This window comes from Streptomyces sp. NPDC048442 (assembly GCF_040651475.1).
In the GTDB taxonomy this organism is placed as follows: domain Bacteria; phylum Actinomycetota; class Actinomycetes; order Streptomycetales; family Streptomycetaceae; genus Streptomyces.
In genome coordinates this window covers 53,399-80,281 of record NZ_JBEZKB010000037.1, presented here as the reverse complement: position 1 = coordinate 80,281, position 26,883 = coordinate 53,399, and the positions used below count along the sequence as shown (strand labels likewise).

The 26,883-nt window shown below is 69.1% G+C and carries 30 protein-coding genes and 3 pseudogenes; 17 read left to right on the top strand and 16 right to left on the bottom strand.

Translation table 11 applies throughout. The features are described 5' to 3' along the window. The 4 genes and pseudogenes from AB0D18_RS36725 to AB0D18_RS36710 form a co-directional block, all read right to left on the bottom strand. The coding region (locus tag AB0D18_RS36725; protein ID WP_362429049.1) for a transposase family protein at positions 1-334 on the bottom strand (334 nt) is incomplete at its 3' end. Positions 335-485: 151 nt separating this feature from the next. After that, positions 486-680, bottom strand: coding sequence for a hypothetical protein (locus AB0D18_RS36720; protein WP_362429047.1), 195 nt, complete (start codon positions 678-680; stop codon positions 486-488). A 311-nt stretch (positions 681-991) separates the two neighbouring features. Next, positions 992-2,102 (bottom strand): annotated as a pseudogene (locus tag AB0D18_RS36715) (IS701 family transposase). A 204-nt stretch (positions 2,103-2,306) separates the two neighbouring features. After that, positions 2,307-2,552 (bottom strand): hypothetical protein, encoded by a 246-nt coding sequence (locus AB0D18_RS36710; protein WP_362429044.1) that lies wholly within the window; start codon positions 2,550-2,552, stop codon positions 2,307-2,309. A gap of 90 nt (positions 2,553-2,642) precedes the next feature. On the opposite strand from AB0D18_RS36710, the gene AB0D18_RS36705 reads away from it, so the two are divergent. From AB0D18_RS36705 to AB0D18_RS36690, 4 genes are all read left to right on the top strand, one after another. Further along, positions 2,643-2,906, top strand: coding sequence for a hypothetical protein (locus AB0D18_RS36705; RefSeq protein ID WP_362429058.1), 264 nt, complete (start codon positions 2,643-2,645; stop codon positions 2,904-2,906). A gap of 127 nt (positions 2,907-3,033) precedes the next feature. After that, the gene (locus AB0D18_RS36700; protein WP_362429041.1) at positions 3,034-3,249 is read left to right on the top strand and encodes a hypothetical protein; all 216 of its coding nucleotides are present in this window, start codon (positions 3,034-3,036) and stop codon (positions 3,247-3,249) included. 345 nt (positions 3,250-3,594) lie between these two features. Beyond that, positions 3,595-3,909 (top strand): hypothetical protein, encoded by a 315-nt coding sequence (locus tag AB0D18_RS36695; RefSeq protein ID WP_362429038.1) that lies wholly within the window; start codon positions 3,595-3,597, stop codon positions 3,907-3,909. Between the two features lie 429 nt (positions 3,910-4,338). Next, a complete protein-coding gene (locus AB0D18_RS36690) occupies positions 4,339-5,688 on the top strand; it encodes a lytic transglycosylase domain-containing protein (RefSeq protein WP_362429035.1) in 1,350 nt (449 codons plus the stop codon). Positions 5,689-5,847: 159 nt separating this feature from the next. On the opposite strand, the pseudogene AB0D18_RS36685 reads toward AB0D18_RS36690, so the two are convergent. Then, positions 5,848-6,012, bottom strand: a pseudogene (locus tag AB0D18_RS36685) (sigma factor-like helix-turn-helix DNA-binding protein); the annotation flags it as partial. A 293-nt stretch (positions 6,013-6,305) separates the two neighbouring features. Here AB0D18_RS36685 and AB0D18_RS36680 point away from each other — a divergent pair. Next, positions 6,306-6,761 (top strand): hypothetical protein, encoded by a 456-nt coding sequence (locus tag AB0D18_RS36680; RefSeq protein WP_362429033.1) that lies wholly within the window; start codon positions 6,306-6,308, stop codon positions 6,759-6,761. 313 nt (positions 6,762-7,074) lie between these two features. Here AB0D18_RS36680 and AB0D18_RS36675 read toward each other — a convergent pair whose 3' ends face one another. Further along, on the bottom strand, positions 7,075-7,860 hold the full coding sequence (locus tag AB0D18_RS36675) for an alpha/beta hydrolase (protein WP_362429031.1): 786 nt from the start codon (positions 7,858-7,860) through the stop codon (positions 7,075-7,077). Between the two features lie 268 nt (positions 7,861-8,128). Between AB0D18_RS36675 and AB0D18_RS36670 the strand changes: the two genes are divergently transcribed. Beyond that, positions 8,129-8,551: a hypothetical protein gene (locus AB0D18_RS36670; RefSeq protein WP_362429028.1), complete on the top strand. Its 423-nt coding sequence runs from the start codon at positions 8,129-8,131 to the stop codon at positions 8,549-8,551. A gap of 43 nt (positions 8,552-8,594) precedes the next feature. Here the strand turns inward: AB0D18_RS36670 and AB0D18_RS36665 are convergent, their stop codons facing one another. Further along, positions 8,595-8,936 (bottom strand): hypothetical protein, encoded by a 342-nt coding sequence (locus AB0D18_RS36665; protein WP_362429025.1) that lies wholly within the window; start codon positions 8,934-8,936, stop codon positions 8,595-8,597. A gap of 160 nt (positions 8,937-9,096) precedes the next feature. Between AB0D18_RS36665 and AB0D18_RS36660 the strand changes: the two genes are divergently transcribed. Next, on the top strand, positions 9,097-9,312 hold the full coding sequence (locus AB0D18_RS36660) for a hypothetical protein (RefSeq protein ID WP_362429022.1): 216 nt from the start codon (positions 9,097-9,099) through the stop codon (positions 9,310-9,312). 1,101 nt (positions 9,313-10,413) lie between these two features. Here AB0D18_RS36660 and AB0D18_RS36655 read toward each other — a convergent pair. After that, positions 10,414-10,806 (bottom strand): ester cyclase, encoded by a 393-nt coding sequence (locus tag AB0D18_RS36655; protein WP_362429019.1) that lies wholly within the window; start codon positions 10,804-10,806, stop codon positions 10,414-10,416. 127 nt (positions 10,807-10,933) lie between these two features. On the opposite strand from AB0D18_RS36655, the gene AB0D18_RS36650 reads away from it, so the two are divergent. Both AB0D18_RS36650 and AB0D18_RS36645 read left to right on the top strand, forming a co-directional pair. Next, the gene (locus AB0D18_RS36650) at positions 10,934-11,512 is read left to right on the top strand and encodes a PadR family transcriptional regulator (protein WP_362429016.1); all 579 of its coding nucleotides are present in this window, start codon (positions 10,934-10,936) and stop codon (positions 11,510-11,512) included. 20 nt (positions 11,513-11,532) lie between these two features. Beyond that, positions 11,533-12,513, top strand: coding sequence for an NADPH:quinone reductase (locus AB0D18_RS36645; protein WP_362429013.1), 981 nt, complete (start codon positions 11,533-11,535; stop codon positions 12,511-12,513). An 88-nt stretch (positions 12,514-12,601) separates the two neighbouring features. On the opposite strand, the pseudogene AB0D18_RS36640 reads toward AB0D18_RS36645, so the two are convergent. The 3 genes and pseudogenes from AB0D18_RS36640 to AB0D18_RS36630 form a co-directional block, all read right to left on the bottom strand. Beyond that, positions 12,602-12,946: pseudogene (locus tag AB0D18_RS36640) on the bottom strand (transposase family protein); the annotation flags it as partial. Positions 12,947-13,187: 241 nt separating this feature from the next. Then, complete coding sequence (locus tag AB0D18_RS36635) at positions 13,188-13,694, bottom strand: NAD(P)-binding domain-containing protein (protein ID WP_362429010.1); 507 nt, start codon at positions 13,692-13,694, stop codon at positions 13,188-13,190. 33 nt (positions 13,695-13,727) lie between these two features. Continuing rightward, positions 13,728-14,444 (bottom strand): SDR family oxidoreductase, encoded by a 717-nt coding sequence (locus AB0D18_RS36630; RefSeq protein WP_362429007.1) that lies wholly within the window; start codon positions 14,442-14,444, stop codon positions 13,728-13,730. On the opposite strand from AB0D18_RS36630, the gene AB0D18_RS36625 reads away from it, so the two are divergent. Next, complete coding sequence (locus AB0D18_RS36625) at positions 14,359-14,715, top strand: hypothetical protein (RefSeq protein WP_362429063.1); 357 nt, start codon at positions 14,359-14,361, stop codon at positions 14,713-14,715. The genes AB0D18_RS36630 and AB0D18_RS36625 overlap by 86 nt on opposite strands. 782 nt (positions 14,716-15,497) lie before the next feature. Here the strand turns inward: AB0D18_RS36625 and AB0D18_RS36620 are convergent. Beyond that, entirely contained in the window at positions 15,498-18,269 is a 2,772-nt protein-coding gene (locus tag AB0D18_RS36620; RefSeq protein WP_362429004.1) for a hypothetical protein, read from the bottom strand. Positions 18,270-19,020: 751 nt separating this feature from the next. On the opposite strand from AB0D18_RS36620, the gene AB0D18_RS36615 reads away from it, so the two are divergent. Beyond that, positions 19,021-19,251 (top strand): hypothetical protein, encoded by a 231-nt coding sequence (locus AB0D18_RS36615; RefSeq protein ID WP_362429002.1) that lies wholly within the window; start codon positions 19,021-19,023, stop codon positions 19,249-19,251. Between the two features lie 85 nt (positions 19,252-19,336). Further along, positions 19,337-19,558: a hypothetical protein gene (locus tag AB0D18_RS36610; RefSeq protein WP_362428999.1), complete on the top strand. Its 222-nt coding sequence runs from the start codon at positions 19,337-19,339 to the stop codon at positions 19,556-19,558. 32 nt (positions 19,559-19,590) lie between these two features. Here AB0D18_RS36610 and AB0D18_RS36605 read toward each other — a convergent pair whose 3' ends face one another. Further along, the gene (locus AB0D18_RS36605) at positions 19,591-20,181 is read right to left on the bottom strand and encodes a helix-turn-helix domain-containing protein (protein ID WP_362428997.1); all 591 of its coding nucleotides are present in this window, start codon (positions 20,179-20,181) and stop codon (positions 19,591-19,593) included. Positions 20,182-20,319: 138 nt separating this feature from the next. On the opposite strand from AB0D18_RS36605, the gene AB0D18_RS36600 reads away from it, so the two are divergent. Continuing rightward, positions 20,320-21,051, top strand: coding sequence for an SDR family oxidoreductase (locus tag AB0D18_RS36600; protein ID WP_362428994.1), 732 nt, complete (start codon positions 20,320-20,322; stop codon positions 21,049-21,051). A 943-nt stretch (positions 21,052-21,994) separates the two neighbouring features. Here AB0D18_RS36600 and AB0D18_RS36595 read toward each other — a convergent pair. Next, complete coding sequence (locus AB0D18_RS36595; RefSeq protein WP_362428991.1) at positions 21,995-22,240, bottom strand: hypothetical protein; 246 nt, start codon at positions 22,238-22,240, stop codon at positions 21,995-21,997. 413 nt (positions 22,241-22,653) lie between these two features. Here AB0D18_RS36595 and AB0D18_RS36590 point away from each other — a divergent pair, with 413 nt between their 5' ends. The 4 genes from AB0D18_RS36590 (at position 22,654) to AB0D18_RS36575 (ending at position 25,031) form a co-directional block, all read left to right on the top strand. Beyond that, on the top strand, positions 22,654-23,202 hold the full coding sequence (locus tag AB0D18_RS36590) for a TetR/AcrR family transcriptional regulator (RefSeq protein ID WP_362428988.1): 549 nt from the start codon (positions 22,654-22,656) through the stop codon (positions 23,200-23,202). Positions 23,203-23,361: 159 nt separating this feature from the next. Beyond that, the gene (locus AB0D18_RS36585) at positions 23,362-23,772 is read left to right on the top strand and encodes a DUF4260 family protein (RefSeq protein ID WP_362428985.1); all 411 of its coding nucleotides are present in this window, start codon (positions 23,362-23,364) and stop codon (positions 23,770-23,772) included. A gap of 87 nt (positions 23,773-23,859) precedes the next feature. After that, on the top strand, positions 23,860-24,720 hold the full coding sequence (lgt, locus tag AB0D18_RS36580) for a prolipoprotein diacylglyceryl transferase (RefSeq protein ID WP_362428982.1): 861 nt from the start codon (positions 23,860-23,862) through the stop codon (positions 24,718-24,720). 50 nt (positions 24,721-24,770) lie between these two features. Continuing rightward, positions 24,771-25,031, top strand: a complete 261-nt coding sequence (locus tag AB0D18_RS36575) for a signal peptidase II (protein ID WP_362428979.1) — start codon at positions 24,771-24,773, stop codon at positions 25,029-25,031. Here AB0D18_RS36575 and AB0D18_RS36570 read toward each other — a convergent pair. Both AB0D18_RS36570 and AB0D18_RS36565 read right to left on the bottom strand, forming a co-directional pair. Beyond that, the gene (locus tag AB0D18_RS36570; protein ID WP_362428977.1) at positions 24,949-25,845 is read right to left on the bottom strand and encodes a TIGR03620 family F420-dependent LLM class oxidoreductase; all 897 of its coding nucleotides are present in this window, start codon (positions 25,843-25,845) and stop codon (positions 24,949-24,951) included. The genes AB0D18_RS36575 and AB0D18_RS36570 overlap by 83 nt on opposite strands. Then, a complete protein-coding gene (locus AB0D18_RS36565; RefSeq protein ID WP_362428974.1) occupies positions 25,842-26,768 on the bottom strand; it encodes an NmrA/HSCARG family protein in 927 nt (308 codons plus the stop codon). Before AB0D18_RS36565 ends, AB0D18_RS36570 begins: the two co-directional genes overlap by 4 nt. Between the last annotated feature and the right edge of the window lie 115 nt (positions 26,769-26,883).

Here is a 26,883-nt window from a genome sequence, read left to right as displayed (position 1 = left end):
CAGCGCTTTGCCGGGTGCGCCGCCCGTACCGCACCGTCAGTCCCTCGGCCTGCTCGACGAACGTACGACGCGGACACACGGTGTTCTCGCAGTACCGGCGGCGGACCGTCAGCTCAATCAACACCGCCTGGTCACCCACCGGGCTGTCAGCGAGGCGCCTCTCGTAGGTACTGCGCACCCGCCCCGAGACCACCGCACAGCCCGGACACGACACGTCGTCGTCCCCGGTACTGGCTCTGATGTGGACCGTCCCGTCCACGGGAAAGACCCGCTTCACCAGCACGGAATCGAGGTACGGGAACAGCACACGGACGAGGTCATCACACCGCACCACGGTCCCAGGTGACGCTACGTCACCGCACGGAAACGCCGGTGATCGTCCTCACGGAATATGCGCCTGACCCCATTTGTCACTGACACAGCCACCCACAGGTAGCGCAGGTACTCGAAGCACAGCTTCGACAGCCACTGGGCCTCGTCGCACGCTAGGACCCGGGCTCTTCCAGGGCGCCGCGCAGCATCCGGTCGAACTCGACCGCGTGCGCGGGCGGGCGGGCGACCCTGCAGGCCCCGGGCGCGGAACAGTTCGTGGCGAGGGTCCCGGGTCGGGGGCGGGCGCGGAACTGGATCCGGCGGGTGACGGTCGGTGCGAGTTCGCGCAGTGAGGCAAGACTACGCACCTCATGATCGGCCGGACAGGCCCTAGTACTCCAGCAGGAATTGCTGTCTGACCTGGGATGATGCCGGGCGGCTGGAGTGTAGCGGGACGGTCGAGGGTTAAGGGCGGTCCCGAAGAGACCGCCCCTCGATCGTGCGACAGCGTCGCTGGTTGTGGCAGCGCCGGGCGACTGCCTGGCGTTGGCGGCGCCAGTTCGACCAGTTCAGCGCGTGGCGTCGGCCTCGGTGTCCGCGCAGGTGCCCGGGCTGGGGACGACAAGCTGCCAGGAGTCGTCGAATCTCCGCCACTGTGAGCTCGATGGTCTCGGCTGTCTCACCAGTTCCGCCCCCTTTTCCCGGGGTTGGTGTGCCGTGGAAGCCAGGAAGCGTGCGCAAGCATGGCGAGGGTAATGTGCCGGTACCAGCCGACGTAGCGACGGACTTCGTACTGGTCCAGGCCGCACTCGTTCTTCGCGGCCTGGAAGCACTCCTCGATCGCCCAGCACGTCCCAGCGATCCGCACCAGCTCCTGAACGGTGGTCTCCAAGGGGGCGTAGGCGAGGTAGTAGGCGATCTCGTCGGGCTTGCGGATGCTGCGACGGGCCAGCACCCATCGCGTCCAGTAGGGCACTTCGCCCTGATAGTCGAACTCGGCGACGGCCGGCAGCTGCACCGCATCCCAGTGATAGACGCGTGGCCCTTTCACGCCGTCACCGCACGAGATCTTCTCCCACGCCTCGTTGGGCGCCCGCGCGAACAAGCCGTCGATGCGGGGACAGCCCACGGTGGATTGGGACTTGGGCACGGGCAGCACGTAACCGAAGCCCGACTGTTCCAGCAGCCGACGGAAGCGGCTCTCCTACCCGTCGGCGGAATCCGCGGTCACCCAGGCGACGGGCAGCGGCGAGGCAAGGCATCGCAGCACCAGGCGCCGGGCCAGTTCGCCCTTCGTGACGCACTCCCGCTCGTCGGGGACCCTTGCGGCGCGGCAGCGTTCCCGGTCCTCGGCCCAGGACTTGGACAGGTAGAGATCGCGTTCGGCCAGGGCCCGGCCACGGGTGGTGGCGCAGGCGGCGAAGACGCCGATCTGGCAGTTCTCGGTGCGTCCGGCGGTCCCGGAGTACTGGCGCTGGACCCCGGCGGAGGTGGCGCCCTTCTTGACGAAACCGGTGTCGTCGATGATGAGGACTCCGTTGTCCTCGCCGAGCTTGTCGGCGACGTATCCCTGCAGGTTCGTCGCGGATGTCGTCAGGCTCCCACTTCGCACCGGCGAGCAGGTGCTGCAGACCGTCGGGAGTGGGATGGCCGGCCTGCTCGGCCAGCTGCCAGCTGTTCTTGCGAACCACCGGGGCGAGCAGACCGCGTACGTAGTCGCGCATGCGGCGACGAAGCTCGACACGGCCGAAACGGTGGCCGATGGTGACGAAGAGGTCGTCCAGTTCCAGGTCCCACTGCGCGGCAGCATGCTCGGTGATCACGTGAGAAGGCTGCCCCGGCGCTGCCACTACCAGTGACGCTGTCGCACGATCGAGGGGCGGTCTCTTCGAGACCGCCCCTGACCCTCGACCGTCCCGCTACACTCCAGCCGCCCGACATCATTCCAGGTCAGACAGCAAACTCCTGCTGGAGTACTAGTCGTCGTTCGGCAGTTACCACCCGTGCTCGCGATGCCTGGGCTCTGGTGGGTTCGGGTTCTCGCGGGCACAGGCCTCGTTTGCACGGCGCGTCATCTCTTCGTCGTAGCGGTGCAGCTCGTCGTAGAGTTTCGACGCCTCGTTGATATCGCCGCTAGATCCGTAACGCTGTCGCAGCACCTCGCGCCCGTCTTCGCGTTCCGCGTCGGCCAGCGGGCGGAAACTACCGAGGCCACGCGCGATGGAGGCGAAGATGCCCATGCGTTGATGTTGCCACGCTGGGGGCTACCGGCCGCCGCGGGCTGAAAAGCCCCGCAATATCCTTGGCAGGTGACCACGAGCACTGATGACATGCCTCCCGGCCCTGAAGAGGAGGACGTCTGCCGGATCTGCGGCTACGACGAGGAACGCTTCTGGGAAGGCGGTTGGCCCACCGCCGCCATCTGCCCATGCTGCTCCAACGAGTCCGACATCTCGGACGTCAGTCTGTCCCACGTACGTGAGTACCGGGGGTACTGGCTGGGGCAGAGGGCGCCTTGGTCGTCGCCGCGCGAACGCCCGAAAGACTGGGATCTTCTGCGGCAGATCGCCAACATACCCCCGGAGTGGCGCTGAGGGCGACGCTCCCCGGCGGCCTCCGATCTCACACTGACGACCCCTGTGGACAGGGTTATCCACAGGGGTCGCGGTGTGTCTGCTGCTCGCCGTACCGTCCTCCCACTGGCGATCAAGGGGAGGCGCGATGGTGTTCGAGGTGATGGCGGAGCTGCCGGTGGAGGCGCTCGGCGAGGTGCTAGCCCTGATCGAGACCGTACGGTGCGACCCGTACGCGTGGCCGTGCGTCGCGGACCTGGGCTCGGTCGAGGAGATCCGCGAGGCATGGAGCGACCTGGCCTGGGTGCAGTACGAGCCGGTCGACAGGACGGTTCAGATCCGCGAGATCGGGTGGGCAGGCTGACCTGAGTGGCAAGAATGCGCCGTCCAGCCCATCACGCACGAGAGTCACCGCTGGCGAACCGACGGGGACTCATGAGCGATCCAGGGTAATCAGGACTGCGTTGGTGCCGGAGAGGGGGACGCCTTCCGACGGAATATCGCGGCTCCGACAAGAGCCACGATGGCGGCAATTGCCAGGATTCGGATGATGATCCAAGTCGTTCCCACGAGAGGTTCTTGCAGTGCGGCTTCGTACAGGAGGCGCCTGGAAGTTTCAACCACGGCCACTGCCGGGACTATCAACTGGAATGCCAAGCCGCGAATTCCCTTGCGTCTTGCGAGATTCCCCATCCCCGCCCTCCCACTGGTGACCGGTGTGATCGTGCTGATGCTCGTAGCCGCATGGATCATCCACCGCTACCTCGAACGCCCCCTGGGAGCCTGGCTCAACAAGGCTCTCAAACGCGGCATCACCGACGTCCGCAAGAACACCCCTGCCCGGGGCAACGGACGCCGTCGCGCCGCCCGGCCCCTCCCCCAGACCCCGGCCGCGCACCCGCACCCGCACCCGCACCCGCCGGCTGGCATCCCCCGGGTCAGCGTTCCCGCATCCCACCTCGCGGCCGGTGAGCCGCACCCCGCCTTCCACGAGGCACCCCGCGAGCACAGCCTCGCCCCCTGATCCACACGGTGCTGCCCCCCAGCAGGGGCGGCAGCACCGCCGAGCCCCACAGGCGCGTCGCCGCCGCTGCGATGCCCGGCATGACCCCGGCACCGCCCAACGCCCGCCTCCTCCTCCGTAATCTCTGGACAACTCTGTGCTGCTGCACCGCCGTCAGGTCTTCCGCCTCTCCCGCCTCAGTCTGTGCACCGCCACCCTCATCGCTACGCTCAGCGCGGGCGGTGTCCTGGGCACCACCACCGCCGGAGCCGGCGAATCCGCACCCGGAGCCAACAGCCCGCAGGCGCAGCCCCGTGGCAACGGCATGAAAACCCTGCCCACCGCCCCCATGGGACACGAACAGGGCAGTTCCCCCTCCCACAGGCCGACGGCCGGACGGGGATCCCCGCGACTGCGCTGGACGCCTACCGTCGAGCGGCCACCGCAGTCTTGGCGGCACAGCCCTCCTGCAAGCTCCCGTGGGAACTCCTCGCCGGTATCGGCAAGGTGGAGTCGCAGCACGCCGGCGGGTACGGGCTGAAGGAGGACGGGAGTACGGTGCAGCCGATCCGCGGGCCGCGCCTGGACGGAGGGGACTTCGCGCTGATCCGTGACACCGAGCAGGGGCGGTGGGACGGTGACAGGCAGTTCGACCGGGCGGTCGGGCCACTGCAGTTCATCCCTTCCACCTGGCAGCAATGGGGTGCCGACGGCAATGCGGACGGGAGCCGGGATCCGAACAACATGTACGACGCCGCGCTCGGCGCGGGCCTGTATCTCTGCGCGGGTGGCCGGGACTTGAGCACAGCGGGCGGGCTGGATGCGGCGGTGCTCAGTTACAACCGCTCGCGGGAGTACGTCACCACGGTGCTGGGCTGGATGCAGACCTACCGCAATGGCAACATCGCCGGCATTCCCAACGGGCCGGCCACAGCGCCGGTTCCACGGCACGACACCCTTCCCGCCCAGCCACCTCGAATCGCAGCGCCCCCGGCCCGCACTCCGGACTCGGTCAGCATGCCCGCACCGGCCCGTATCCCGCTACCGGTGGTCCCGGCGCCACGACCGAAGCCGACACCTGACCCCCCACCCACGCCTGCGCCGGAACCGGAGGCCAAGCAGCACGCGCTGGCCCGGATCAGCCCGGCAACGGTCACCGCAGACACCGGTGAGACCTTCAGGGAGCGCCTGCGGGTACGCACTACCGCGCCGCGCGTACGCTTCACCCTCGACAGTGCTGCCGGAGTCCGCTTCCCCGGCAATGTCACCGCCGCCACCGTGATCACCACCGCCAACGGGACCGCGACCGCTCCCGTTCTCACGGCCGGTTCGCTTCCCGGCCGGTCCCTGATCCGCGTCACGCTGCCCGGAAACGGCACGGCCACCACGGCATTCAGCGCTCTGGTCACCGACCGCTCCACAGCCGCCGATACGCTCACCCTCCTCGGCGAGCCCTCGCGCACAGCCGACACCGGCAGCATCTTCACCAGCCCCATACGCCTCCACGCCACCCTGCGAGGACGTCCTGCCGTGGGCACCCGCGTCACCGCGGCCGTCGTACCGGCCGGTGCTACCGCGCCAACAACCCACGAAGGCCCCTACTTCACCAAGGAAGACGGCACCCCGGCCCGGACACTCCTGCTGCACCCGACCGGACCGGACGGACTCCTCACCCTCCCCGAACTCCACGCAGGCGCCCGCGAAGGCACCTACACCCTGCACCTCAGCACCCCTCAGGGCATCCGCCTCACCGTCGAACTGGCCGTACACAAACCCACCCCAGAACCCAACGACGCGTAACAGGACGCAACGCTGGCAGCAGCACGCTTACGCCTCTGGACAGCCCGGCACCGCAGTAGAGGGATAGCGGGGCCTCAGGAGCAGTCCGTTCAGGCGTCGGTGAGCATCCAGGTGCGGAGCCGGGTGAGGATCCCGACCAGGACGGGTGAGGATCCCGACTAGGAGGCGGGAGACCTGCACCTGGGAGAGGGCCCAGCGTCTCGCCGATCTCGGCCTGGGTGTACTCCTGACCGAAGCGCATCGACACGATGCGGCGGTGGCGTTCGGAGAGCGGCCCAGGAGCGGGACGAGGGTGTGCAGGTCCTCGAAGAGCTCCATGCGGGGGGGGGAGCTGCTCTGCGGTGTGCCCACGGGCACCGCCCACCCCAGTGGTGGCGCCGCCGCTCCGCGCGGCGCCCTGTCATGCCCGCCCGGCGCTTCCCTCGGACAACATCGCTGTGGCCTCGCTCCCGCGAACACGGCCACAGCCGGTACCGCCCGACTGAACCTGCCTTGTTTCCAGTCCCCTCCCCCACCCCGCCCGGACACAATGGCCACTCCTCCGGAGCCACGACTGGCAGCACGTCATCAGCCACATCCGGCCCTCCCTGGCCGCCTAACAACTTACGGAGCACGTCATGAGCACGGATGCGTACACGGGTGGCCCGGTGGACCGGGCGGCGGAGGACGTGCGGGAAGGCGACGCGGACAAGGTGCTGGCGGTCGCGGTGCGGTCCTACGCTGCGTTCGCAGTGCACGTGCGGTTCGATGACGGGATGACCGAGGAGGTCCTGCCCGTCCTGTGGTCAGTGACCCCCGAGGCGGAACGGGAGGCGTACCCGGCCCGGCTGGAGGAGTTTGTCGCCCGGTACCGAGAACGGTTGGTACGGCTGTACGCGGAGTACGGGCCGCAGTCGGCGATCGCGAGGCATGGACGGTACGAGTTGTTCGCGCGCCCGGTGTCGCTGATCGTCCTGGAGCGCCTGTCGACCGTCCGCTCCCGCTACGGACTTGCGGCGCGGTGGGACGGGGAGCTGCCTGACCGGTGGCTGAACGACCTGGGCGGCCCGTGGGGCGTTGCCGAGATGTTGTGAACCGGTGCCGGGGCGGAGTTCGACCTTTGGGGATGCGGTGGGCGGCGGGCACGATCAAGCGGAGCACGAGGTGAAAGCGGTGTTGCCGTACGCGCGGGGGCAACGGCTGGGCGGCCGGGAGCTCCAGTGCGACGCGGTCACGGTGCGCTCCGGGGGGGCGCAGGCGTGCTGTAGGGAGCCGATCTCTCTGACCGACCGCGATGCTCTGAGCTGGGGTCCTGTCCGACCTCCAAGTTGACGTCACCGGGAGAACGCCCAAGTGACGTGACCGTTCAGAGGCGGCGGCTGGACGAGATGTCCTGGTTCAGCAACCTCACAGCGTGCTGAGGAACTCCCCGATCGCTGCGGCAAATTCCGCTGGGACGGTCTCGTGGACGGTGTGCCCGGCCTGCAGTTCAACCAGCTGGGTGCGGGGCCGCCGTGCCGCCATGTCCTTCGCGTGCCCGGCGCTGAGCACCGTGCTGCGACTGCCTCGGATGAGCAGGGCCGGGCAGTCGCTCGCAAGCCAGTCGTCCCAGTGATCGCCGTTGAGCTGCTGCTGTGAGGCGTTCATGTCCTTCGGGTCGAAGGCGAGTCCCCATCCGTCGGCGTACTCACGGACGGCGTCTGTGAGGTAGCTCGCCGACGGGCCCAGTTCTTCCAGGAGGGCGGCCCGGGTCGGTGCCCGGTGTGGCCAGGACAGGCTGAAGGAGAGGTCGTCATCGACTTCGGCGCCAATGTCCTCGACGACCAGTGCGCCCACGAGCCCGGGGTGCCGGGCCGCGAGTTGGTAGGCGTTGACTCCTCCGAGGGAGTGGCCGACTACGACCGTGTTGTCGATCCCCAGATGTTCCAGCGCTGCCGCCGCGTCCTCGACGTAGCCGGTGCGGGAGAAGTCGGAAGGACGGTCGGATCGGCCGTGTCCACGCTGGTCGAGGGCGATGACCCGCCAGGAGTCGCCCAGCTCCCGGGCCAGATGCGTGAAGGTGCGGCCTTCTCCGAAGTGCCCGTGCAGGGCCAACAGAGGGTGGCCCGGGCCGCCGAAGTCGAGGTAGGAGACACGGTGTCCGACCACCATCGTGGCTGCGCGCTTCGGTTCGCTCGAAATCGTCGACGTCATGGTTGGTCAGTATGCGGTCCTGGCTTCCGTGCTCTGCAGCTCGGGCAGGACGTCGACGAGAGTCTCGATTGTTTCAAGGACCTGTTCGCCAACCTCGGTCAACGTCATGGCGCGGTCCCTCTGTGCTCGGTGGAGGGGTTGCGCTCCGAGGCGAGGACTTCCCTCAGTGACAGCCGGAACCTGCCGCCTACCGGGCCGCCTGGCTGGGCCACAACGACGCCGCCGCGCTCCTCGAGATCGCCGCGCGCACCCACAGCTTCCCCCCGCGGTGGCCGCGGTGATCGCCGACCGGCGCGTCTACGCCGCAGGGCAGCGACACGACCCCGAAGGGTTCCTGCGCTTCCGCGACGAAGCACTCCTCCACCTCGCATCCCCGGACGGACACACGCCCTGGTGGGCGGCCTGGCTGGCGAAGGACTCCGTCGACGCCGCCACCGGCCGGGCCTGGCTCGCCTGCGCCCAGCCCTCGCGCGCCGTGCCCTTCCTGAGCCGCCGCGTAGAGGCAGCCTCGCCCGACTACCCCCGCGACCACCTCTACTCCGTACTCGACCTCGCCGACACCGTCCACCAGTACGGCGAAGACGATCAGGCGCGGGAAGTGCTCGGCCAGGCCGAAGAACTCATCGACACCATCAGCTCCCCACGCCTCTTCCACCGGTACGAAGCCCTGTCCTCGGCCGTCCCCGCGTAACTGCCCGTCAACAACCCACCGCGGGCAGCCACGCCGACGACTCTCAGCAGGCGGCGCTGGGCATGGTCAGCTTGCGGTGGGCCAGGAGCCACTGGATCACGTCGGCAGTACGGAGGTACGGGTTCGTCCCCTTTCCTCCGGACGATGCGGGGAAGCCGGGGAGCCGGCGCCGCCACTGGGCCGCAGCCGCCCGGCCCACCCCCGCGATGCGCCCGATGTCGGCCAGCTGCATCAAATGCTCACCCTCCTCGGGTACGAGGGCGGCGAGCGGGGAGCGGCGGCCCTTGCCAACTGCTCGGAGCTGGGCCCAGTCAACGTCGTGACGGAACAGGGGAAGCAGCGCGACGTCCAGGGCGGCCGTACAGGTCGACGTCGGCGGGGCCACCGCGAGAGCGGCCGTAGGTGACCGTGGCCGTACGGCACGGGCGCAGCCATCCCAGGCGGACCACGTGGTCCAGGTCGGTTTTACCGAGTCTCGGAATGGCCGGGTCGGTGGTGACCTGGGCTTCTGCGTTGCGTAGGTGTCCGTGACGTGGGGGTGTTCTGTGTCGGCGGGCCAGGGCTGCCACTTGCTCGGGGTGCACGTCCGGTCCTTCCGCTTCGTCGCCGAGGTGGGCCAGGAGTTCGGCGCGGACCAGATCGCCGATCTGGTGGGCCGTCACCGCCGGACGGAGCGCCGGGAGCCGGGAGCCGGGTGCCGGGAGCGGGATGCCGGGAGCGGGGTGCCCAGGGCTGCGGTCAGCCACTCGGCTGCGGTGTAGGCGCTGATCGGTCCGCGCAGCGCGGCACGGACCGCTTCGTCTGATCGAGATCCGGGACAACCTGCTCGATCGGATCGCCGAAGCTCAGCGGGAGGGCTGGCTCGGAGAGGTCGAGGACCTCTCCGAGAGGTCGAGGACCTGGAGATCAGCCTGGCCGGCTTCGAGGGCAAGTTGACCCCACTCGATTCCGCTCTCAAGCCGTCAGTCATCCACCTGGGCCTGCCCGCCTTCGGCACGACATCGATGAACCACGTCACCCATGGGCACAACGCCTGGCCCTCGACGTCCACCCGCACCGGGAGCCGCTTGTGATCGCCCTCCCAGCACGCATTGCGGTGCGTGGGCGGGCGCTTGCCGTACACGTCATACGCGCGCCGTGCGGCCTCGCCCGCCCGCAGACCGGCCCGCTCCCCCGGCGCCGCCCGGGACACCAGCTCACAGTGGACAGCCGAGACGTTCCCGCCCCACAACGCGAGCAGGTCCCGGATCTCCCGTGTCACAGTGAACCTCGCACGAGGCAGCGGCCCGCTCCGGCCCGCACGGCGTGTCACGGACAGCCAGTTGAACACCGTGCGCTCGGTAACACCCAAAGACAAGGCCATCAACCGCACATGGGCCGTCCTCAACTCACGCCGAGCGTCCAGGGTGAGCAGCCGGCATACAGCCGCCCGGCGCCCCTCCCCGTCGGCAGCACCGCTTCCGAGGAGGCCCCCTCCCCCGACCGCTCGCCACCCGCCCCCGGCTGCCTGCTGTGCTCCCACGCAGGCTGTCCGGCAGGGCAATACGCAAGCAGACACGCCGGGCACCCCACCCCAACGACGGTCCTTTGACAGCGAATTTAGCCGGGCCGAAGTCGCTGACCTGCGCGGACCAACTGCGCTGTCAACGCAGTCGCGTGACGCTTCTTTCGGCCCGAACCCCCTGGCCGCCTGCGCCGACTGGGTTGGATGGCAAGGAGCGTCATGTGGAAGGCCAACCTCTTGCAGTGAACCTGCGTCGGCCGCCCGCGGGCCGGTGTGGGCCTTCCCCTTTTGCCGGGGCGACGTACCTCCCGGCAGCGGCAGTTCCGCGCGATAGCGGGCTCACGCGGCGCTACGAGGTTCACGGCGCCGGTACGGCACCGATCTGCCGCATCACCCCGAGGAGATCGGGCTGGCCCCGTTCTCCGACGATCCGGCCGTCGGCCAGGTAGTAGAAGTTCATGGCCTGCACCGAGATCTTGCTGCCGCTCGCCGGGATCCCGAAGAATTCACCGTCGTGGGTTCCCCGCATGGTGAACCGCGCGGCCACGGTGTCGCCTTCGGCGACCGTCTCCTCCAGCGTCCACTGGACGTCGGGGAAGGCGCCGCGCATCATCCCGATGACTTCCATGTACCCATCGGGCCCTCGCAGCGGTTCCGGGTGGCTGGGCGCGTGGAACACCGCGTCCGGAGAAATGACCTCGCGGGCGAGATCCTCGTTGCCCGTGTTGATGAACTCGACGAAACGGTTCATCACCGACTCCGTGGACTGCGATGGCATCTTGCTGTGCCTCTCCAGAGACGTTTGGGGCGGGTACCTGGGAGCGTAACATCGATTCGATGTTCACATCGAATCGATGTTCGCGTGCGAAGATGGACTCATGCTGGAACTCGCGATACTCGGCTTCCTCGCCGAGGGGCCCCTGCCTGGACACGAGCTGCGCCGCCGCGTCTCACAGCTGACCGGTTACACGCGGCCGGTCAGTGACGGCAGCCTGTATCCGGCGATCAATCGCCTGACCAGGACGGGCTTGATCGAGCGGCGCGCCGACCCGGCCGCGGGGGCTGCCCGGTACGTGCTCAGCCCGACTGCGGCCGGGCGGGCCGAAATGCTTCAGCGTCTACGAAAGCCCGCCGACCACGAGATCACCGACTTCCCCCGGTTCTACGTCGTCCTGGCATTCCTCTCCCACCTGCCCGACGTGGCCGAACAGCACGCGGTGCTGCGCAGACGGCTGGAGTTCCTGGAAGAACCGGCGAGTTTCTTCTACGACAACGAGCGGCCCCTGCGTGCCGAGGAGATCGCCGACCCTTACCGGCGGGGCATGCTGCTCACCGCCCGCGCCACCAGCCGCGCCGAACGGACCTGGCTGCGCGAGACCCTCGGCGAGGAACCGCCCGCATTCGACACCGGATACACCGACAGCGATCCGCATGCGCCCGCTGCTCCCGCGAGCTGACTGTCCACGGAGGTACCCCCATGCTTGCTTCCTGGTACGACACCCAGGGCCCCGCCGCCGATGTCCTGCACGTCGGTGAACTCCCTGATCCCGTCCCCGGCCATGGCGACGTCCGCGTCCGCGTCACCGTCTCGGGCGTCAACCCCGGCGACACCAAGAAACGGCGCGGCTGGCTCGGCTCGTCCATGCCCTTCCCGCGGGTGATCCCGCACAGCGACGCCGCCGGAGTCATCGACGCCGTGGGCGCCGGAGTCGACGTCCACCGCGTCGGACAACGGGTCTGGGTATACGGCGCCCAGTCCTACCGCCCCTTCGGCACCGCCGCCCAGTACACCGTCGTACCCGACCACCAAGCCCCACCCCTGCCCGACCACCTCAGTGGCGAGCTGGGGGCGAGCCTCGGCATCCCCGGCATCACTGCCCACCGCGCCGTCTTCGCCGACGGCCCGGTCGACGGCCAACTGGTCCTGGTCCACGGAGTCCTTGGCAGCGTCGGCTCCCTGGCCGCCCAGCTTGCCCAGTGGGCCGGCGCCACTGTGATCGCCACCGTCCGCCGCACCGCGGACCTCGACCGCGTCGACCCGGCCGTCGCCCACGCCGTCGCGCTGGATACCAGCGACCCCACCGCTGCCATCCGCTCGTACGCCCCGCGGGGCGTCGACCGGATCATCGAGGTCGCGCTGTCCGACAACGCCGATCTCGACAACGCCGTCGCCGCCAACAATGCCGTCATCGCCGCCTATGCCACCCGCTCAGACCGCACCGAAATCCCTTTCTGGCCGCTGCTGTTCAACAACGTCACCCTGCGGCTGCTCGGCAGCGACGACTTCCCCGCCGAGGCCAAGCGCCAGGCCGCCCGCGACCTCACCGCCGCCGCTGCCGTCGGCGCCCTCACCGTCGACGTCCGCGACCGCTACCCGCTGGACCAAATCACCAAGGCCCACGACCACGTCGACACCGGCGGTGTCCACGGCCGCATCCTGGTCACCCTCCCCCAATAGCGCAGACTCGGAACACCGGCCCGTCACCCCCACTGCCCCGACGTCGCTGTTGGCCCCGCCGCAGCCACCTGCTCACCAGTGAGCGTTTTCAGCGTTGCCTCTCCAGAGGGAGGGCAGCTTTGGCGATGACGGTCATGCGGTTGGGGCTGATGCGGGATCTGCGGAAGATCTGCCAGGACTTCAGCCGTGCCATACGGCGTTGGACCGGCGCCCTTGTCGCGGCCAGGGCCCGGTTGACGGTGCGCTGGGTGAGGGGTAGTTCACCGCCCCGTGGGCGTTTGAGTCCGGTGGTCACCCAGGGGCCGGCGCCCTGGTAAGCGCGGTCGGCGAGGATCGGGATGCCCTGGCGTTCGCAGATCCGGATGATGCAGTGGGTGCGGGCCTCTGTCAGGTCGTGAGTGCGGCCCGGCAGCGCGGGCGAGATCCACAGCAGCACCGGGTCGAGGTAACGCTTCATCTGTGGCGGGTACGGCTGCTCTTTGCCCGGACAGGTGCTGTGCATATCGACCGGCTGGACCAGGCGATCGCCGACCCACAGCGTGTCGTAGCCAAGGTCCTCGATCCCGCGGCAGAACGTGCTCGGGCCGGCTGCGCTGCTGATAGCGGGCCCGATTATGGGAAGTGTGAAACCAAGCTTCATGGCGAGCCCCTTCGGTGTTCCGCCAACCGCTTGGTCAGACGGGAAGCTCGGTGATGCTGAGGGCGAAGTTCAAGTTTCCCACCCCGTGGTTGGCGAGGCCCACCGTGACCACGCCCGCTCCTTCCAGCCAGTGCGCCATTTTCAGGCCGCCGACGTCCAGCGGGCGCATCCCGAGGCTTTCGATGAACGCCTCCACACTTGCCTTGGCCTGCGCGATGGAGGTCTCCTCGCGGTGGGCCAGCCCGTCGAACGTGGAGTTGAAGGGGTTGCTGATGTCGACGATGACCTTGCCCGCGAGAGCGTCTCCGTACCGGGCGATGACCGGCACGACGCCGTCGTGCAACAGGGCCACGATGACGATGTCCCCGGCCGGGGCGGTTCCCCATTCTCCCGTCGTGGCTCCGCCGCCGAGAGCCTTGGCCAGGTCGGCTGCCTTGGACTGATCGCGGCCCATGATCTCGACGGTGTTGCCGCCCGCTGTCGCCCGCGCGCCGATGGTGCGGGCCATGTCCCCGGTGCCGATGATGCTGATGTTGCTCATGAGATGTCCTGCCCTGGTGGTGTGTTGGTCGGTTCAGAGGGCGGTGGTGCCGCCGTCGGCGACGAGTTCCATGCCGTTGACGTAGCTGGAGTCGTCGGAGGCGAGGAAGAGGGCGGCGGTGGCGATCTCGTCGGGGCGGCCCATCTGGCCGCGGGGGATGAGGGACTCGAACTGACGCTTGGTGGCCTCGTCGAAGAGCTCTGCCTGCTTGGCGGTGGCGACCTGGCCGGGGGTCAGGACGCTGACGCGGATGCGGCGGTCCTTGAGCTCGTTGAGCCAGACGCGGGCCCATGCCTGCTGGACTGCCTTACTGCCGGCGTAGACGCTCCAGCCGGGGAAGGCACCGAGGGAGGCGTTGGAGCCGGTCATGAGGATGGAGCCGCCGTCATTGAGGAGCGGGAGGGCCTTCTGGACGGTGAACAGGGTGCCGCGGGCGTTGAGCCCGAACCAGGTGTCGAACTGGGCTTCGGTGATCTCGCCGAGCGGGGCGGGCTCACCCCCGCCGGCGCTGGCCCGCAGCACGTCGAGGCTTCCCTTCTCCCGCTTGACGGTGTCGTACAGGCGGTCCAGGTCGTCGAGGTTGGCGGCGTCGCCCTGGACGCCGGTGACGTGACGAGCTCGTCGCCGAGTTCCTGCGCGGGTTCGCCCCCCCGTTCTGTCCGGTGTGTTCGACCGCGCCGACCTCACGCCCCGCGAACGGCTCCTCGCCGCCTTCGACGTCTCCCCCACCACCCCCCTGTGCCCGTACATCGCTGCCGCCGTGGAGCTCCACGACCCGCAGCACCCCGCGTCCCAGTGCGCACGTGACTACAAGAAGGCCGTTGCCGCGCGGCTCGCCGGCACCGCCCGCGAGGCCGGCGCCGCCGACCCCGAGCAGCTCGGCGAGCAGCTCGCGCTACTCATCGACGGCGCCGCGGCCCGCACCCGGGTCCTCGATGCCGATGCCTTCCCCGCCGCCGCCGCCATCGCCGCCGCCCTCATCGAGGGCGCTCTCCCCGCCACTGTGGGCCACCACCGCTGACGGGAGGAAGCGTCTAGTTGACCTGGCACTCCGGCCGGGCCGGACTCGTTGCCGGTCACGCTGCTGCACCCGCTGGTACGCGACACCAGCCGCCCGGCACCTGGCCCGGACCTGCTGGCTATTACGGAACTGGCCGCCCGTTGAAGGCCAAGTAGAAGCCGCTGGGATGGCCGGCGGCCCGCGAGGATCCGCCGCCGTGGCCGGCCGGAAAGATGCTGGACCAGCACGCTGCCGTAGCGGGCCGTAGCGGCTGAACAGCCTCGGCGCTCTGCCGGACAGCGCTATGACGCCGGGGACTTGTCCGTTGCGGACTCACCCTCACCCTGCCACCGGCACCCGATCGGTGGCCACGCTGAAAGGGCTCGCTGGAGAGCGGTATGCGCGGAAAGGCGCCCGTACTGTTCGGGAAGGGGACGTCGGAAAAGGACCCCAGCCAGGGGTACCTCGTCGGCGGCCTGCTTCACCTCCGAACGATTCATTCGAGGCGATGGCCACAGAGTCCGCACGCCTGGCCCACACCCGGGCCGGGCCCAGGCCCAGCGTGCAGCTGCCGGCTGAGCCCGGAGCGGCAGGCTCTGGGGCGTGCCGGTGGGCCGGGCCGAGGGGAGCTCGGGCCGGCCCACCAGGTGGTGTGTCAGCTGCAGGCTTGGAGGAGGCCGGTGAGGACGGTGGCCAAGCGTTTACCCAGGCCGACTCTTGTCCGGCGATGTGCATCCGCGCAATGTGCGCGGCGCCGTCCGCGGTCGTGCCGGGAACCCGTGGTTCCCGGTTCCCGGCACGGGTCACTTCTTTTTGCGGTGAGTCGCCCCGGCCTTGGGCCTGGGCGCGTGGATCGTCGCGCGGGTCTCCTCCGCCTGCGCCCGGATCGTCTTCTGGACCGCCGCGGGGAGGTTTTTGCCCTTGAACGTGGCGACCATCTTGTTGAGCACGGCGTCCGCTTCCAGGAGGTTTCCGTCCTTGGCGTGGACGCGGGCGAGGCGCCGCATCGCCTTGTTGAGGGTGATGTTGTCGAGGCCGTCGTCGCCGGTGGAAGCGTTGATGGCCGCGCCGAGCTGCTGGACGCTCTCCTTGATGTCGGGTTCGCGGACGACGAGCCGGCCGTCGCGGATGAGCTGGAAGTTGCGGCCGGCGTTGGCGCCGCGGGCCAGTCGGGCGTGCACCGCCAGAGGATGGTCGCCGTGGCGCTCGATGACCTCCTGCAAGGCGTCGTTGCCGTTCTGGAGCTGAGGCGCGTCGGAGCCGAGGAACGTCAGCAACTGGCCCTGGTCGTCCCCCATCAGGAGCTCGCCGACCTGCTGGTCCGCACGGGCGAGCGGCTGGCGGACCCGGACCGTGCGTGGCGCGGAGACCACGTGCGAACCGTCGGGAGCCTGGTAGGCGGCGGTCACCTTGTACAGGCCGGGCTCGCTGAAGTAGAGCCCGTCGGCGCCGTACCCGAGGTAGACGCCGGCGTAGACGGCGGGCGCCGCGGCGGTGAGCGTGGTGGTCTCGTGCCTGCCGCAGGTACGAGTGAGGGGCCGGAACATGCGCGTCTGGTGGTAGGGGTCGGTGATCGCGACAGTGACGTGCCCCGCCTCGGGGTCCAGCTCGGGCAGCACGGCGATATCGCCGTGGCTGCCGGTGCGGCACAGCTTGAACTGCGCGACGACCGGTTCGCCGTACTCGAAGGCCGCCTGCCCCTCCACCGCCAGTACGAGGCCGGACTCATCGGTCAGCGGCTGCGTGAGCAACTCCATGGACGGCTGCTCCTTGGCGGCGCCGGTCACGAAGTTGTTGCCGCCCATGACCACGTTCCGGTAGAAGCCGTGCCGCAGGTGCCGGATCTCGTCGTCGGTGAACCGGAACGGGAAGGCACGGAAGAACGCGGCGGTCCGCTCGTCCACGGCCGCGCTGCTGTCCCCCTGGTAGAGGTGCGGGTATTGCATCCACGACAGGTCGCCGTAACCGCCGAGGGGACCCGACGGTGCGGGCGGGGACGCCGTCCCCTTGGAGAAGGAGTGCATCAGGTTGAAGGCGTGGCCGAGTTCGTGGACGTAGGTGTGCAGCTCGTCGTTGGTGCCGGGGGTGTTGCACTCCATGAACACCGCCATGCCCTGCCGTTGCAGGCCGATGGTGTCGAACATGGTCCCGGCGATCTTCTTGCTGTCGCCGTCGGCGTAACCGCCCGCGACCAGGGTCCACAGCTTCCACTGCGGTACGTCACCGTAACCGCCGAAGTTCGCCACCATCGCCGCGTGCAGCTCGGGCTTGGACCACAGCAGGTCCGTGTCCGCCCCACTGAGGGAGATGACGTTGCTGCCGGAGGTGCGCAGCTCGATGCCCGCCTCGGCGAACGAGGAGGGCACGGTGAGCGTCCGGTTGGCGTACCCGGGAGGTACGGCGGCCTTGGAGGTGTCGTAACTGACGATCGCGGACTCGCCCACCACCGTGTCGACCTCGTAGTCGATGGTGTGGAAGTACGTGGACACCCTGGGCACGTCACGCCAGTTGTCGTAGTAGTGGCTCTCGTCCTCCAGGTACAGCCACTGGGCCGCAGACGCCGGCTGGCCGGCTGCGGTCAGAGGGATCAGGAGCTGGACGATGGTGGCGGGGCGGGTCGGCGGTGTGGCCCACGCGAGTCCCTTGCCCGTGACCACCATGTAGGTCCCGGTCCACTGCACCTCCGTACCGGCGGAGCGGAAGGAGTTGGAGTAGGCGGTGGTCCCGCCCGACTCCGTGAAGAGGTCGCCGCTGATGGTGGACAGCGTGCCGACTCCGTCGACGTCGACGCGTGCTTCCACGGTCAGGCCGGCGTTGGTGGCCCGGTAGGTCCCTGACACGGGGAGGTACTGCGTCGTGTACGTCGTCGGAAGCTTGCCCAGGCCGGTGATCAGCGAGGTGACCGCGCCCGACTTCTCCACGCCGGTGCGCCAGTTGAGGACGATCCCCTCGGCTCCCTTGACGAGCAGCGATCGGCGTACGCCGGAAGCGGGGGGCAGCGCGACGACGTGGTCGAGGTCCGACTGGAAATCGGCCGGAAGCCTGGCCCAGCCCGGCGCGTCCGCGTCCGGGCCCTCGGTGATCAGCACATCCCGCTCCACGGCGGCTGAGGAGGCACCCCCGTTGTACGTCATGACGCGACTGCCCTTGAACAGGTAGGTGCGCCACTCGTTCGCCGACGAGTTGGGCGCCTGCAGCAGGGCATCGACGTTGTTCTTCCACTCCGCCGGCACCCAGGAGCGCATCACCAGCTGCTCACGCTTCACCGCTCCGGTGCCCACACGGTAGAGCAGGCTTTCCGCGCCGGTGATGAACAAGTACTGCTTCGCCCCGTCCGTGTGGTCGGGCAGCTGCAGCACGGCCTCCGGATACAACTTGAAGTCCTGGTACTCGTACTTGGCCAGGTCGGCGAACTGCCCCCCGTACGCTTCATGGGTCGCCGCGTCGAAGAGCAGAGTCGTCTCACTGACGCCCACGGCACTACCGGGCCGCAGGAACATCGCGGACCACCCCTGGCCGGTCGGGCACGCCACCGCGCAGCGGAACCCCGTGGACTTGTGCCTGAGGAACGCCATGAGCGTCCCCTCTCTGGAAGAGGTCGCGGGGCGTCGGGCGACGCACACGCTGGGCCCTCACCTCAACACCGAAGTGTTCATTCCCCCCTGTGTGCTACCGGCCAATCCGCCCAGGCAGAGGGGCAGGCCAGCGGACGTACACCTCCGGTGCGGCCGGTACACATGGGCCCCACCGGAGCCGGTCGCCCCCTCCAGCCCGTCCGAATCTGCCCGACCTTGCTCACTACTGACAACGTCGGGCAGCGCAGAGGTCGCCTCAGCCTCACCTGTCGGACGCACGGGCTCCGGTGCCCGGTCACCGGACAACCGCACGGCCGGAAATCGATGGAAGAGCCCGTATCGACCCTGGTGCGTGCCGGAGGCACGAGTCCGGCACACCGCCCCAGGTGTGCCTCGAACGGTGCAGCGACCACACAACGCCCTCCTCGCCGACCTCGTCGTTCACCTCGTCTCAACGTGACGAGGGCAAGCGCTCAGTGATGCCAGTCCTCCGCGGTGAGGTCTCGCGGCTCTCTGGAGCCCAGGCCAGGCTGACGACTGTGCCGAGCAGGAGCACCAGTGCCGGGCAAGCCGGCCACGCTCGCCTGGTACGGGGACGCCCGCGCCTGCCTCCAGGGCCCGGACGGCGGTGAGCCGGTGCTGCTGACGCGTGACGTCCCCGAGGATTGGCGGCGCGGCGTGACGTCCAGCCTCGCAGGTCCCGATCCGAGCCCGGAGATCGGGGAACGGAAGCTCGGGCAGGTGGCCGGGTGTGGCCGGGTGCCGGCTGCTGCTGGCCTCGGACGGGGCGTACGAGCCGTTCCACGGCTTCGCCCTGGAGGAGGAGTTCGGCCGGGCGCTCGCCGTGCCGGGTCCGGCCGATGCGGTACCGCTACTGCTGCTGGATGCCGCCGCTCGGTGGGCGCCCGATCGGGCGGACCACGCTTCGGTTCTCGTCACCGGCCTGCCGGGCGGCCGGGGACGGCATCCGGTCCGACGCTGAGCCACCGCCCGCCGTGCCTGTGCGTTCAGCGAGCAGACCGGGCCGTGATCGCTTCTTCGGTGAAATCCGAGCGGCCAGAGCGAGGATGCTCCTTCGCCGCGGTGCACACCGCCGGGTCGCCCGGATCGGTACCCCCATGCTCGACCACCTCGACATCGGCAACCGTCGGCTGACCATCGCCGGACGAGTACGCCCACTCGACGGCCTCACCCCGATACTGCTGCTGGACTGGCTGGAGCACCGACACAGCCGGTGGCCCCACACGGCGAACCTGCATCTGCTGATCAACAACTGGACCGCCACGTAGCCGACCGGGTCAGCAACCACTGGATTGTGCCGTCATTTCTCGGGGAGCCGAGGCGGCGCAAGCTTCAGTCCGTCCAGGGTGAGGTCGAGGAGGCGTTCGGCCTGCTCTCGCTGCTCGGGCCTGGCCGAGGTGAGGGCGATGCCTGCGAGGGCGGCGAACATGTCAGTCGGGCGGATGTCGGTCCGGATCGTTTTGGCAGCGGTATTGGCGTCCATGAGGGAGGAGAGGGCTGTCTGAATCATCTCGTGGCTGTCGGCGTATGGGTTGGTTCCCGAGGCGACGACGGCTCGTAGGGCGTCGGCCATGCCGAGTTTGGCGGTGGCGTAGTCGATGAAGCGTCGTGTCCAGGCCTGCAGGGCTTCATAGGGCGGCATGGTCGCCAGAAGGCCGGGGACGGCGTCACACAGCCGGGCCACCTCGTTGCGGTATGCCGCCTCGATCAGGGCCTCTCGTGTCGGGAAGTTGCGGTAGAGGGTGCCGGTTCCCACGCCCGCTTCTGCGGCGATGCGCTCGAAGTGCGCGTCCAGTCCCTCCTCGGTGAACACGCGTACCGCAGCCGCCAGGATCTTGTCCCGGTTGCGTTGCGCGTCAGCCCTCAGTGGGCGTCCTTCATTTCGGGCCATCGACGGCTCTCCCCTGCTCTCCATTTGCTAAGTGGAGGCACCGCCATTTAGTGTCGGTGAAGTGGCGGCGCCTCCACTTTGACTGTAGGGCATGGGTACGGCCCTGCCCTCATTCCTCTTCCGGAAGGACCGATCATCATGTCGGGAATCGAAGGCAAGGTCGTGGCGATCACCGGCGCCAGCAGTGGCATCGGCGAGGCGACCGCGCTTCTGCTCGCCGAGCGCGGCGCGAAGATCGTGCTCGGAGCACGCCGCCGGGACCGTCTGGAGGTTCTGGCCACTCGCATCGAAAAGGCCGGCGGAGAAGCCGTCTGGGCCCGTACGGACGTAACGCGGCGCGAGGACATGTCCGGCCTCGTCAAGCTGGCACGCGACCGGTACGGCAAATTGGACGTCCTCATCAGCAACGCCGGGGTCGGTCTGATCTCCCCACTGGACGACCTTCGCGTCGAGGACTGGGAGGAGATGATCGACGTCAACCTCAAAGGGGTGCTGTACGGAATCGCCGCAGCCCTTCCCGTCTTCCGGGAGCAGGGCTTCGGGCACTTCGTCAACACCGTGTCCACCGCCGGACTGCGCATCGTGCCGCTCCAGTCGGTGTACGCCGGCACGAAGAACGCCGTGCGCACCATCTCCGAGGGCCTGCGCCAGGAGGCCGGCGACAGCCTGCGCGTGACCGTCGTCTCGCCCGGCGCCGTCCGCACGGACTTCGCAGAGCGCATGGATCCGGCCGTGAAGGACCAGATCGGCAAGATGATGGAGACCGCTCTTTCACCGGACGCGGTGGCCCGCGCCATCGCCTTCGCCATCGAGCAGCCCGACGGTGTCGATGTGGGTGACATCGTGGTTCGCCCCACCGCCCAGGGATAGCTGCGCCCCACCGCCCGGGGATAGCTCTGCGCAGTACGCGGCCCGCTCCCGGGCCCCTCTCGAACCCATGGAAATCACCGGGCTTGGGGAATATCGGTACAGCGGTTGGCGCTGAGAACGCTCTTGAATCGGCGCAGGTATTACCCAGCGGGGAAGCTCGACCGCGGGGAAGTTCGACCCGTCCCGCGTCGCGGAGTTGAACACGTTGCGCATGGTGTGGAATCCGCTGGAGCGGGAGGAAGCGTTCGAGGGATGGCTGGAGTGCGCGCGCAGTTGGACGGCACGGGCACTTCCTGCCGCCCGCGACCGCCGTGTGGGAGGGACGGAAGCTCGGCAAGTGGGCGACGAACATGCGCAAGGCGGCCAAGGTCGCGGACACGCTTCGCGAGCGACGGAAGGCCGGCCTCCAGGTCGGGTTGGAGGCCGGGGCCCTCACCGAGGGGCGGCGTGACGCCCTGGACGACATCGACCCCGGCTGGCGCCCGGTATGGGACGCGGGATGCCGGCGGCGCCTCCGCCTCACCCGACAGCAATTCAAGGACGGCGGCGGCACGGTCCGCGCGGCGTCGGGTGAACTCGTGTTCCAGGACGAGGACTTGGGGAAGTGGGTGCGAGCCTGCTGTCTCGGCTGGGACCAGCCGGCGCCCGTACAGCAGTACTTCCTGGAGCACGCCCTCGGGCTCGAACCGGCCTGCCCGGAAGAAGCTGGCCGGCCACCCCGGGCTCTACGGACAGGGCAAGCCGCTGCACCGCACCACGGACAAGAAGCTGATCGGCGAGAACCGCGGCGCGGCCTGCCCGGCGCGCCTGACCCGCCCGCCGGGCAAGAGCTGCGACGAGTACCCTTTCGCCTCCACCGCAGAGGGCGGTGCCTCCGGCACCTACAGCCGCCGCATGATCAACGCGAAGCACCACAGTGAGGCCGGCGGCTCCCGCTACCTCCTCAAGGTTCTACCTCGCCGACCCCGATCTCGGCACCAACCCGGTACCCCCGGTCGACGCCGCCGTCGACGGTGTCCTGGCCGTCACCGACGACGCCGCGCTCATCCTGACCGGCCTCCACACCGGCAACGTCCACGCGGCTGCCCAGACGGCGGCGGACCAGGGTCACGAAGGGCTCAGGCAGCCGGGTCGCCGGGCCGGCCATGGCCTTCAACTTGTAGCCGCTGCCGCCAGGTTGGACAAGCACGTTGGCGCTCGGGTTCGACGGGGCGCAGTTCGACACCCTCCCCCTTGACGCCTCACGCCGGTAGCCATATTTTGGTGCAGCTAACGCTGTTAGCCATGTTGATTGGTCGTCATGTGAGAGGGCCGCAGTGAGCGCTACCACAGCCAGCACCCTGCGCGGCAGCCGCCGGAGAGTTTGGGCAGCACCAGTGCTCCCCTTGGGGACGTTGGCGGTCTCCGGGGGAGAGCGCCCATCGCCAGCAGCCGCGCGTGCATGCTCTGCTGGGCCGAGCCCGTTCTCACCGAACCCCGCGAAGCACACCGCAGGCATCCGGTGCCCAGGGCTCACTTCGCCCCCGGTCTCGCCCGCCGTCCGGATGGCGACTACCGGCTCCGGACGGCTCCCGCGCGTGACGATCGCGCGAACGGCCCGCCGTGGCTGACCGCGCACAGCAGATCATGGCCGCAGCCCGGGAATTGCTCGACGCCGAAGGGCCGGATGCGTTGTCGATGCGGCGCATCGCCGAGCGCGTCGGTATCCGGGCGCCTTCCTTGTACAAGCACTTTCCGGACAAGGCCGCTGTCGAGGCCGGGCTCCAAGCGCAGGGGATGACCCGCCTGGCAGAGGTGATGGAGGCCGCCGAGTCCGAGATCGGCGCCGACCCGCCCCTGCTCGTGCTCGCCCACGCCTACCGACGACATGCGCTCGCCAGCCCGCACCTCTACCGCATCACCCACAGTCGGCCGCTCGCCCGCACCGCACTCCCCGAAGGGCTCGAAGACCGATCGGCGCTGCCGCTGGCCCGTGCGGTGCACGGCGACATTGACATCGCACGCTCGTTCTGGGCATTCGCCCACGGCATGGTCGTGCTCGAACTCGACGGCCGCTTCCCGCCCGGCGCAGACCTGGACGCGGCCTGGCGCAACGGCTGCGAGGCGTTCGCCCAGACCATGCGGAACGAGACCCGGGGAGACACCGCATGACCACCCTTGCCCAGGGACCCGCTCCCGGTTCCGCCGCCCGCACTGCCGGCTACGTACACGCTGCAGTACGACTCCTCGCATGCGACACCCGACGGGGAGCTGGGCTCGGACAGGACTCTCGTCATCGTCTTCTCGCCAAGAGTGAGCAGGAGTGATCTTGTGACATCCCCTACGGTCCAGGGAGCCACCCGGAGCTCGGCTTCGGGTCCCGTCCGCGGCGCCTGGGCACTGTTCGGCGCATTTCTGCTGTTCTGGGTCGTGTTGGAGATGGTCAACCACGGTGGCTGGACGATTCCGCTGGGGATTGCGGGCGTCTTCGCTCCTGATCTGACGCTCGTCATCGGGCCGTCGGGGCCGCACGAGCGCGGGCAGCTCACCCACGGCAGGGTGCCCGGTTACCACCTCGTCCACCGGCCGGTCGCGCCCGTTCTGTGGCTCGTAATCTGCGTGGTGCTGCCCGACCCACCTGGCACCGCACTGTTCACTTTCGGACTCGCCTGGCTGCTGCACATCTCCCTCGACCGCGCGTTCGGCCATGGGCTTCGCACCGCCGACGGCCAGCAGCGCTGAGCGATGGCCGAGCGGCCCGCGACTTCGGGCGTCGTACCCGAAGCCCTCCACGACCTCGACCAAGGCTCTCGACCATGGATCTCGACCATGGATCTCGCTTACCTTCCCAGCCCTTCGACCGGCGTGCTTCACCTCGGCCCCGTTCCGTTGAGGGCGTACGCCTTCTGCATCATCCTGGGCGTATTCGCGGCAGTCCGGCTCGGCAACCGGCGCTGGATCGCGCGGGGCGGTGAGCCGGGCGTCATCGCGGACATCACCCTCTGGGCAGTGCCCTTCGGCCTCGTCGGCGGACGGCTGTACCACGTGGTCACCAGCCCCGACGCGTACTTCGGCGAACAGGGCGAGCCCATCCGAGCCCTGTACGTGTGGGAGGGCGGGCTCGGCATCTGGGGTGCCATCGCCCTGGGCGGGGTCGGCGCGTGGATCGGCTGCCGTCGCCACCGCATCCCCTTCCCCGCCTTCGCGGACGCGGTCGCCCCGGGCATCGTCCTGGCGCAGGCGATCGGCCGCCTGGGCAACTGGTTCAACCAGGAACTCTACGGCCGCCCCACCACGCTCCCCTGGGGCCTGGAGATCGACCGCGCGCACCGTCCGTCAGGCATGCTCGACATGGCGACGTATCACCCCACCTTCCTCTACGAGTCGCTCTGGAACATCGGCGTCGCCGCACTGGTCCTCTGGGCGGCGGGCCGGTTCCCGCTCGGTCACGGCAGGACCTTCGCCCTGTACGTCGCCGCCTACACCGTCGGCCGGTTCTGGACCGAGTACCTGCGCATCGACGAGTCCCACACGTTCCTGGGCCTGCGCCTGAACAACTGGACCTCTGTCCTGGTCTTCCTCGGCGCTGTCGCCTTCCTCGTCGTATCGGCCCGCCGCCACCCGGGCACCGAGGACGTGGCGCGGCTGCAGGGCGCGGGCGCCAACGTTCGAGAACGGATGACCAGGTGAGCGAATAGAACGAAGCGAGGAGCCGTCGACGATTCGGCCTTGTCGCTGTCATGGCGGCACTGCCGTTGGTCATGGATCTGGTAACCAAACAGATCGCCTTGGCCAACTTCTCGCCAGCGGACCCAGTGAGCACTCTCGGCGGTTTCCTGAAGTTCACCCTGGTTTCGAATTCCGGTGCCGCACTCTCGGTCGGCGAGGGCGCGACGTGGTTGTTCAGCGCGGCCAAACTCATCGCGATCGCCGGCATGGCAGCAGATGTACTGCGAGTTGCTTCCACTGCTGTGTGGGCGGGATGTGGGGTGTGGTGGTGAGGAGGTGGAGGCTGACGTGGTCGGCCCCGGCTTCGAGGTGCTCATGGACGCGGCGGGCGATGTCCTCGGCGGTGCCGTGGGCCACGAGCGCGTCGACGAGCCGGTCGTCGAGCGAGTCCTCGTTCTCGTACCCCAGCTCCTGGAGCAGGGTGCGACGGTTGGGCAGGGCAGCTGCTGCCGTGGTGCGAGCCAGCGCGGCGGTGTGCGAGCGGTCCGGGCCCAGCACGCACAACTGGGTGACGGCCAGGAGCTCAGGGGGTCCGAGCACTGCTCTGGCGTTGCGGGTGTGTTCGACCGGCATGCCCAACGGGTTTGCGCCCCAGGCTCGTTCGGCGGCGAGTGCGAGCATGCCGGGGTCCAGGGCCGTGAGCACACGGTGGGGCGAGGGGCCCGTGGCCGGCGGCCCGAACGGGGCGGTGTCCAGCGCGTCGAGGTAGGCGCGCATGGTGGGCAGTGGGAGGCCGAAGCGGTGGCCGCGGATGTCTTCGGCGAGGCTGGGGTGGCTGTCCCACAGGCCGAGCAGGAAGCGTCCGGGGAATGACTCCTCAAGGGTGCGCTGGGCGGCGGCGGTCGTCACCGGGTCGCGCGCGTAGATATCCGTGCTGCCGGCTGCCACCACGATCCGGCGGGTCTGCGACAGCAGGATCCCGGCTTGCGCCATCGCTTCCCGCCCTGCTGTCTCGGGGAACCACAAGGTGCCGAAGCCGAGCTCCTCGATCGTGGTCGCGGCCTCGCGGACACCGGCAGCCGGGCAGCTGTCGAGTTCGCCGGCCCAGATGCCAATACGCCCAAGGTGGGGCCTTTGACCGCTCACGCGTCCTGTCCCTCTGCATCCTGGGCGTTCAGGAATGCCGTGATCTGGGCTGCACCGGTTCGCTTCAGCCAGGTGCGGAAGTGCATCGCGGTGGGGTGGATCCGCCGCATAGCGGTGATGTCGGCGCGGTAGCCGCGTTCGTTCAGCCACTCGTGGGCGAACGCGAACTGCTCGTTGACGGCGCGGATGGTCTCTATCGGGATCTGGGCGTACGGAAGCGGGCGCCCGATTGCCATCTCGATGTGCGCGGCGATCTGGACCGGGGTCAGTTCGTCGCCGGCCAGGGTCGTCGATCGCCCGATCCACTCCTGGGGCCGGGAGAAGGCCAGCGCGGTGACAAAACCGACGTCGTCCACGGCCACGATCTGCAGCGGAACGTCGGGGGCGATACCTGAGACCAGGGTGCCGCCTTGCAGGGCGTATTCACCGGTGTAGTTCTCCATGAAGGACACCGGCCGCAGAATCGTGGCGGGCAGGCCGAGCTTCACAAGGTGCTGCTCGATCTGCCACTTGCTGATCAGGTTCTGGGGCAACGCCTCATGGCCGTGGCGGTCCGCGCCGGCGACCGAGCTGAAGACAAGGTGCCTGATGCCGGCGGCCTGAGCGGCCTCGGCGATGTTCATTCCCCAGCGAACCTCGTCCTCGGCGGAGAAGCCCGCCGCCGTACCGGGGGAGCCCACTGTGGGCTGGACGCTGAACAGCCCGTAGGCGCCTTCGGCAGCATCGAGGAGAGAGGAGATGTCCTCCATCTCCGCGCATACGATCTGCGCCCCGGCACCCGCCAGGGCCTTGGCCGGCGCGCCGTCCGGATTGCGCGTGAGGGCGCGCACCTGCCAGCCACCGTCGAGCAGATGCCTGGTCACTGCCCGACCCTGCAGGCCGGTCGCGCCCGTCACGACGATGGTCTTGTCCGTCGGTTCCACTGTCTCTCCTGGATGTCGCACACACCGGGGAGGGGTACACCCGCAAATGGGGTGGCCCTCCGGTTAATGCTCGATGCAATATGGAGGACCACCCCGGTGAGCAAGGCGTCAGGAG

Coding starts and splice junctions, on each gene's coding strand:
- AB0D18_RS36710 (WP_362429044.1), bottom strand. CDS start 2,552: ATGGGCATCTTCGCCTCCATCGCGCGTGGCCTCGGTAGTTTCCGCCCG.
- AB0D18_RS36705 (WP_362429058.1), top strand. CDS start 2,643: ATGCCTCCCGGCCCTGAAGAGGAGGACGTCTGCCGGATCTGCGGCTAC.
- AB0D18_RS36700 (WP_362429041.1), top strand. CDS start 3,034: ATGGTGTTCGAGGTGATGGCGGAGCTGCCGGTGGAGGCGCTCGGCGAG.
- AB0D18_RS36680 (WP_362429033.1), top strand. CDS start 6,306: ATGAGCACGGATGCGTACACGGGTGGCCCGGTGGACCGGGCGGCGGAG.
- AB0D18_RS36675 (WP_362429031.1), bottom strand. CDS start 7,860: ATGACGTCGACGATTTCGAGCGAACCGAAGCGCGCAGCCACGATGGTG.
- AB0D18_RS36655 (WP_362429019.1), bottom strand. CDS start 10,806: ATGAACCGTTTCGTCGAGTTCATCAACACGGGCAACGAGGATCTCGCC.
- AB0D18_RS36650 (WP_362429016.1), top strand. CDS start 10,934: ATGCTGGAACTCGCGATACTCGGCTTCCTCGCCGAGGGGCCCCTGCCT.
- AB0D18_RS36645 (WP_362429013.1), top strand. CDS start 11,533: ATGCTTGCTTCCTGGTACGACACCCAGGGCCCCGCCGCCGATGTCCTG.
- AB0D18_RS36635 (WP_362429010.1), bottom strand. CDS start 13,694: ATGAGCAACATCAGCATCATCGGCACCGGGGACATGGCCCGCACCATC.
- AB0D18_RS36630 (WP_362429007.1), bottom strand. CDS start 14,444: ATGTACGGGCACAGGGGGGTGGTGGGGGAGACGTCGAAGGCGGCGAGG.
- AB0D18_RS36620 (WP_362429004.1), bottom strand. CDS start 18,269: ATGGCGTTCCTCAGGCACAAGTCCACGGGGTTCCGCTGCGCGGTGGCG.
- AB0D18_RS36610 (WP_362428999.1), top strand. CDS start 19,337: ATGCTCCTTCGCCGCGGTGCACACCGCCGGGTCGCCCGGATCGGTACC.
- AB0D18_RS36605 (WP_362428997.1), bottom strand. CDS start 20,181: ATGGCCCGAAATGAAGGACGCCCACTGAGGGCTGACGCGCAACGCAAC.
- AB0D18_RS36600 (WP_362428994.1), top strand. CDS start 20,320: ATGTCGGGAATCGAAGGCAAGGTCGTGGCGATCACCGGCGCCAGCAGT.
- lgt (WP_362428982.1), top strand. CDS start 23,860: ATGGATCTCGCTTACCTTCCCAGCCCTTCGACCGGCGTGCTTCACCTC.
- AB0D18_RS36575 (WP_362428979.1), top strand. CDS start 24,771: ATGGCGGCACTGCCGTTGGTCATGGATCTGGTAACCAAACAGATCGCC.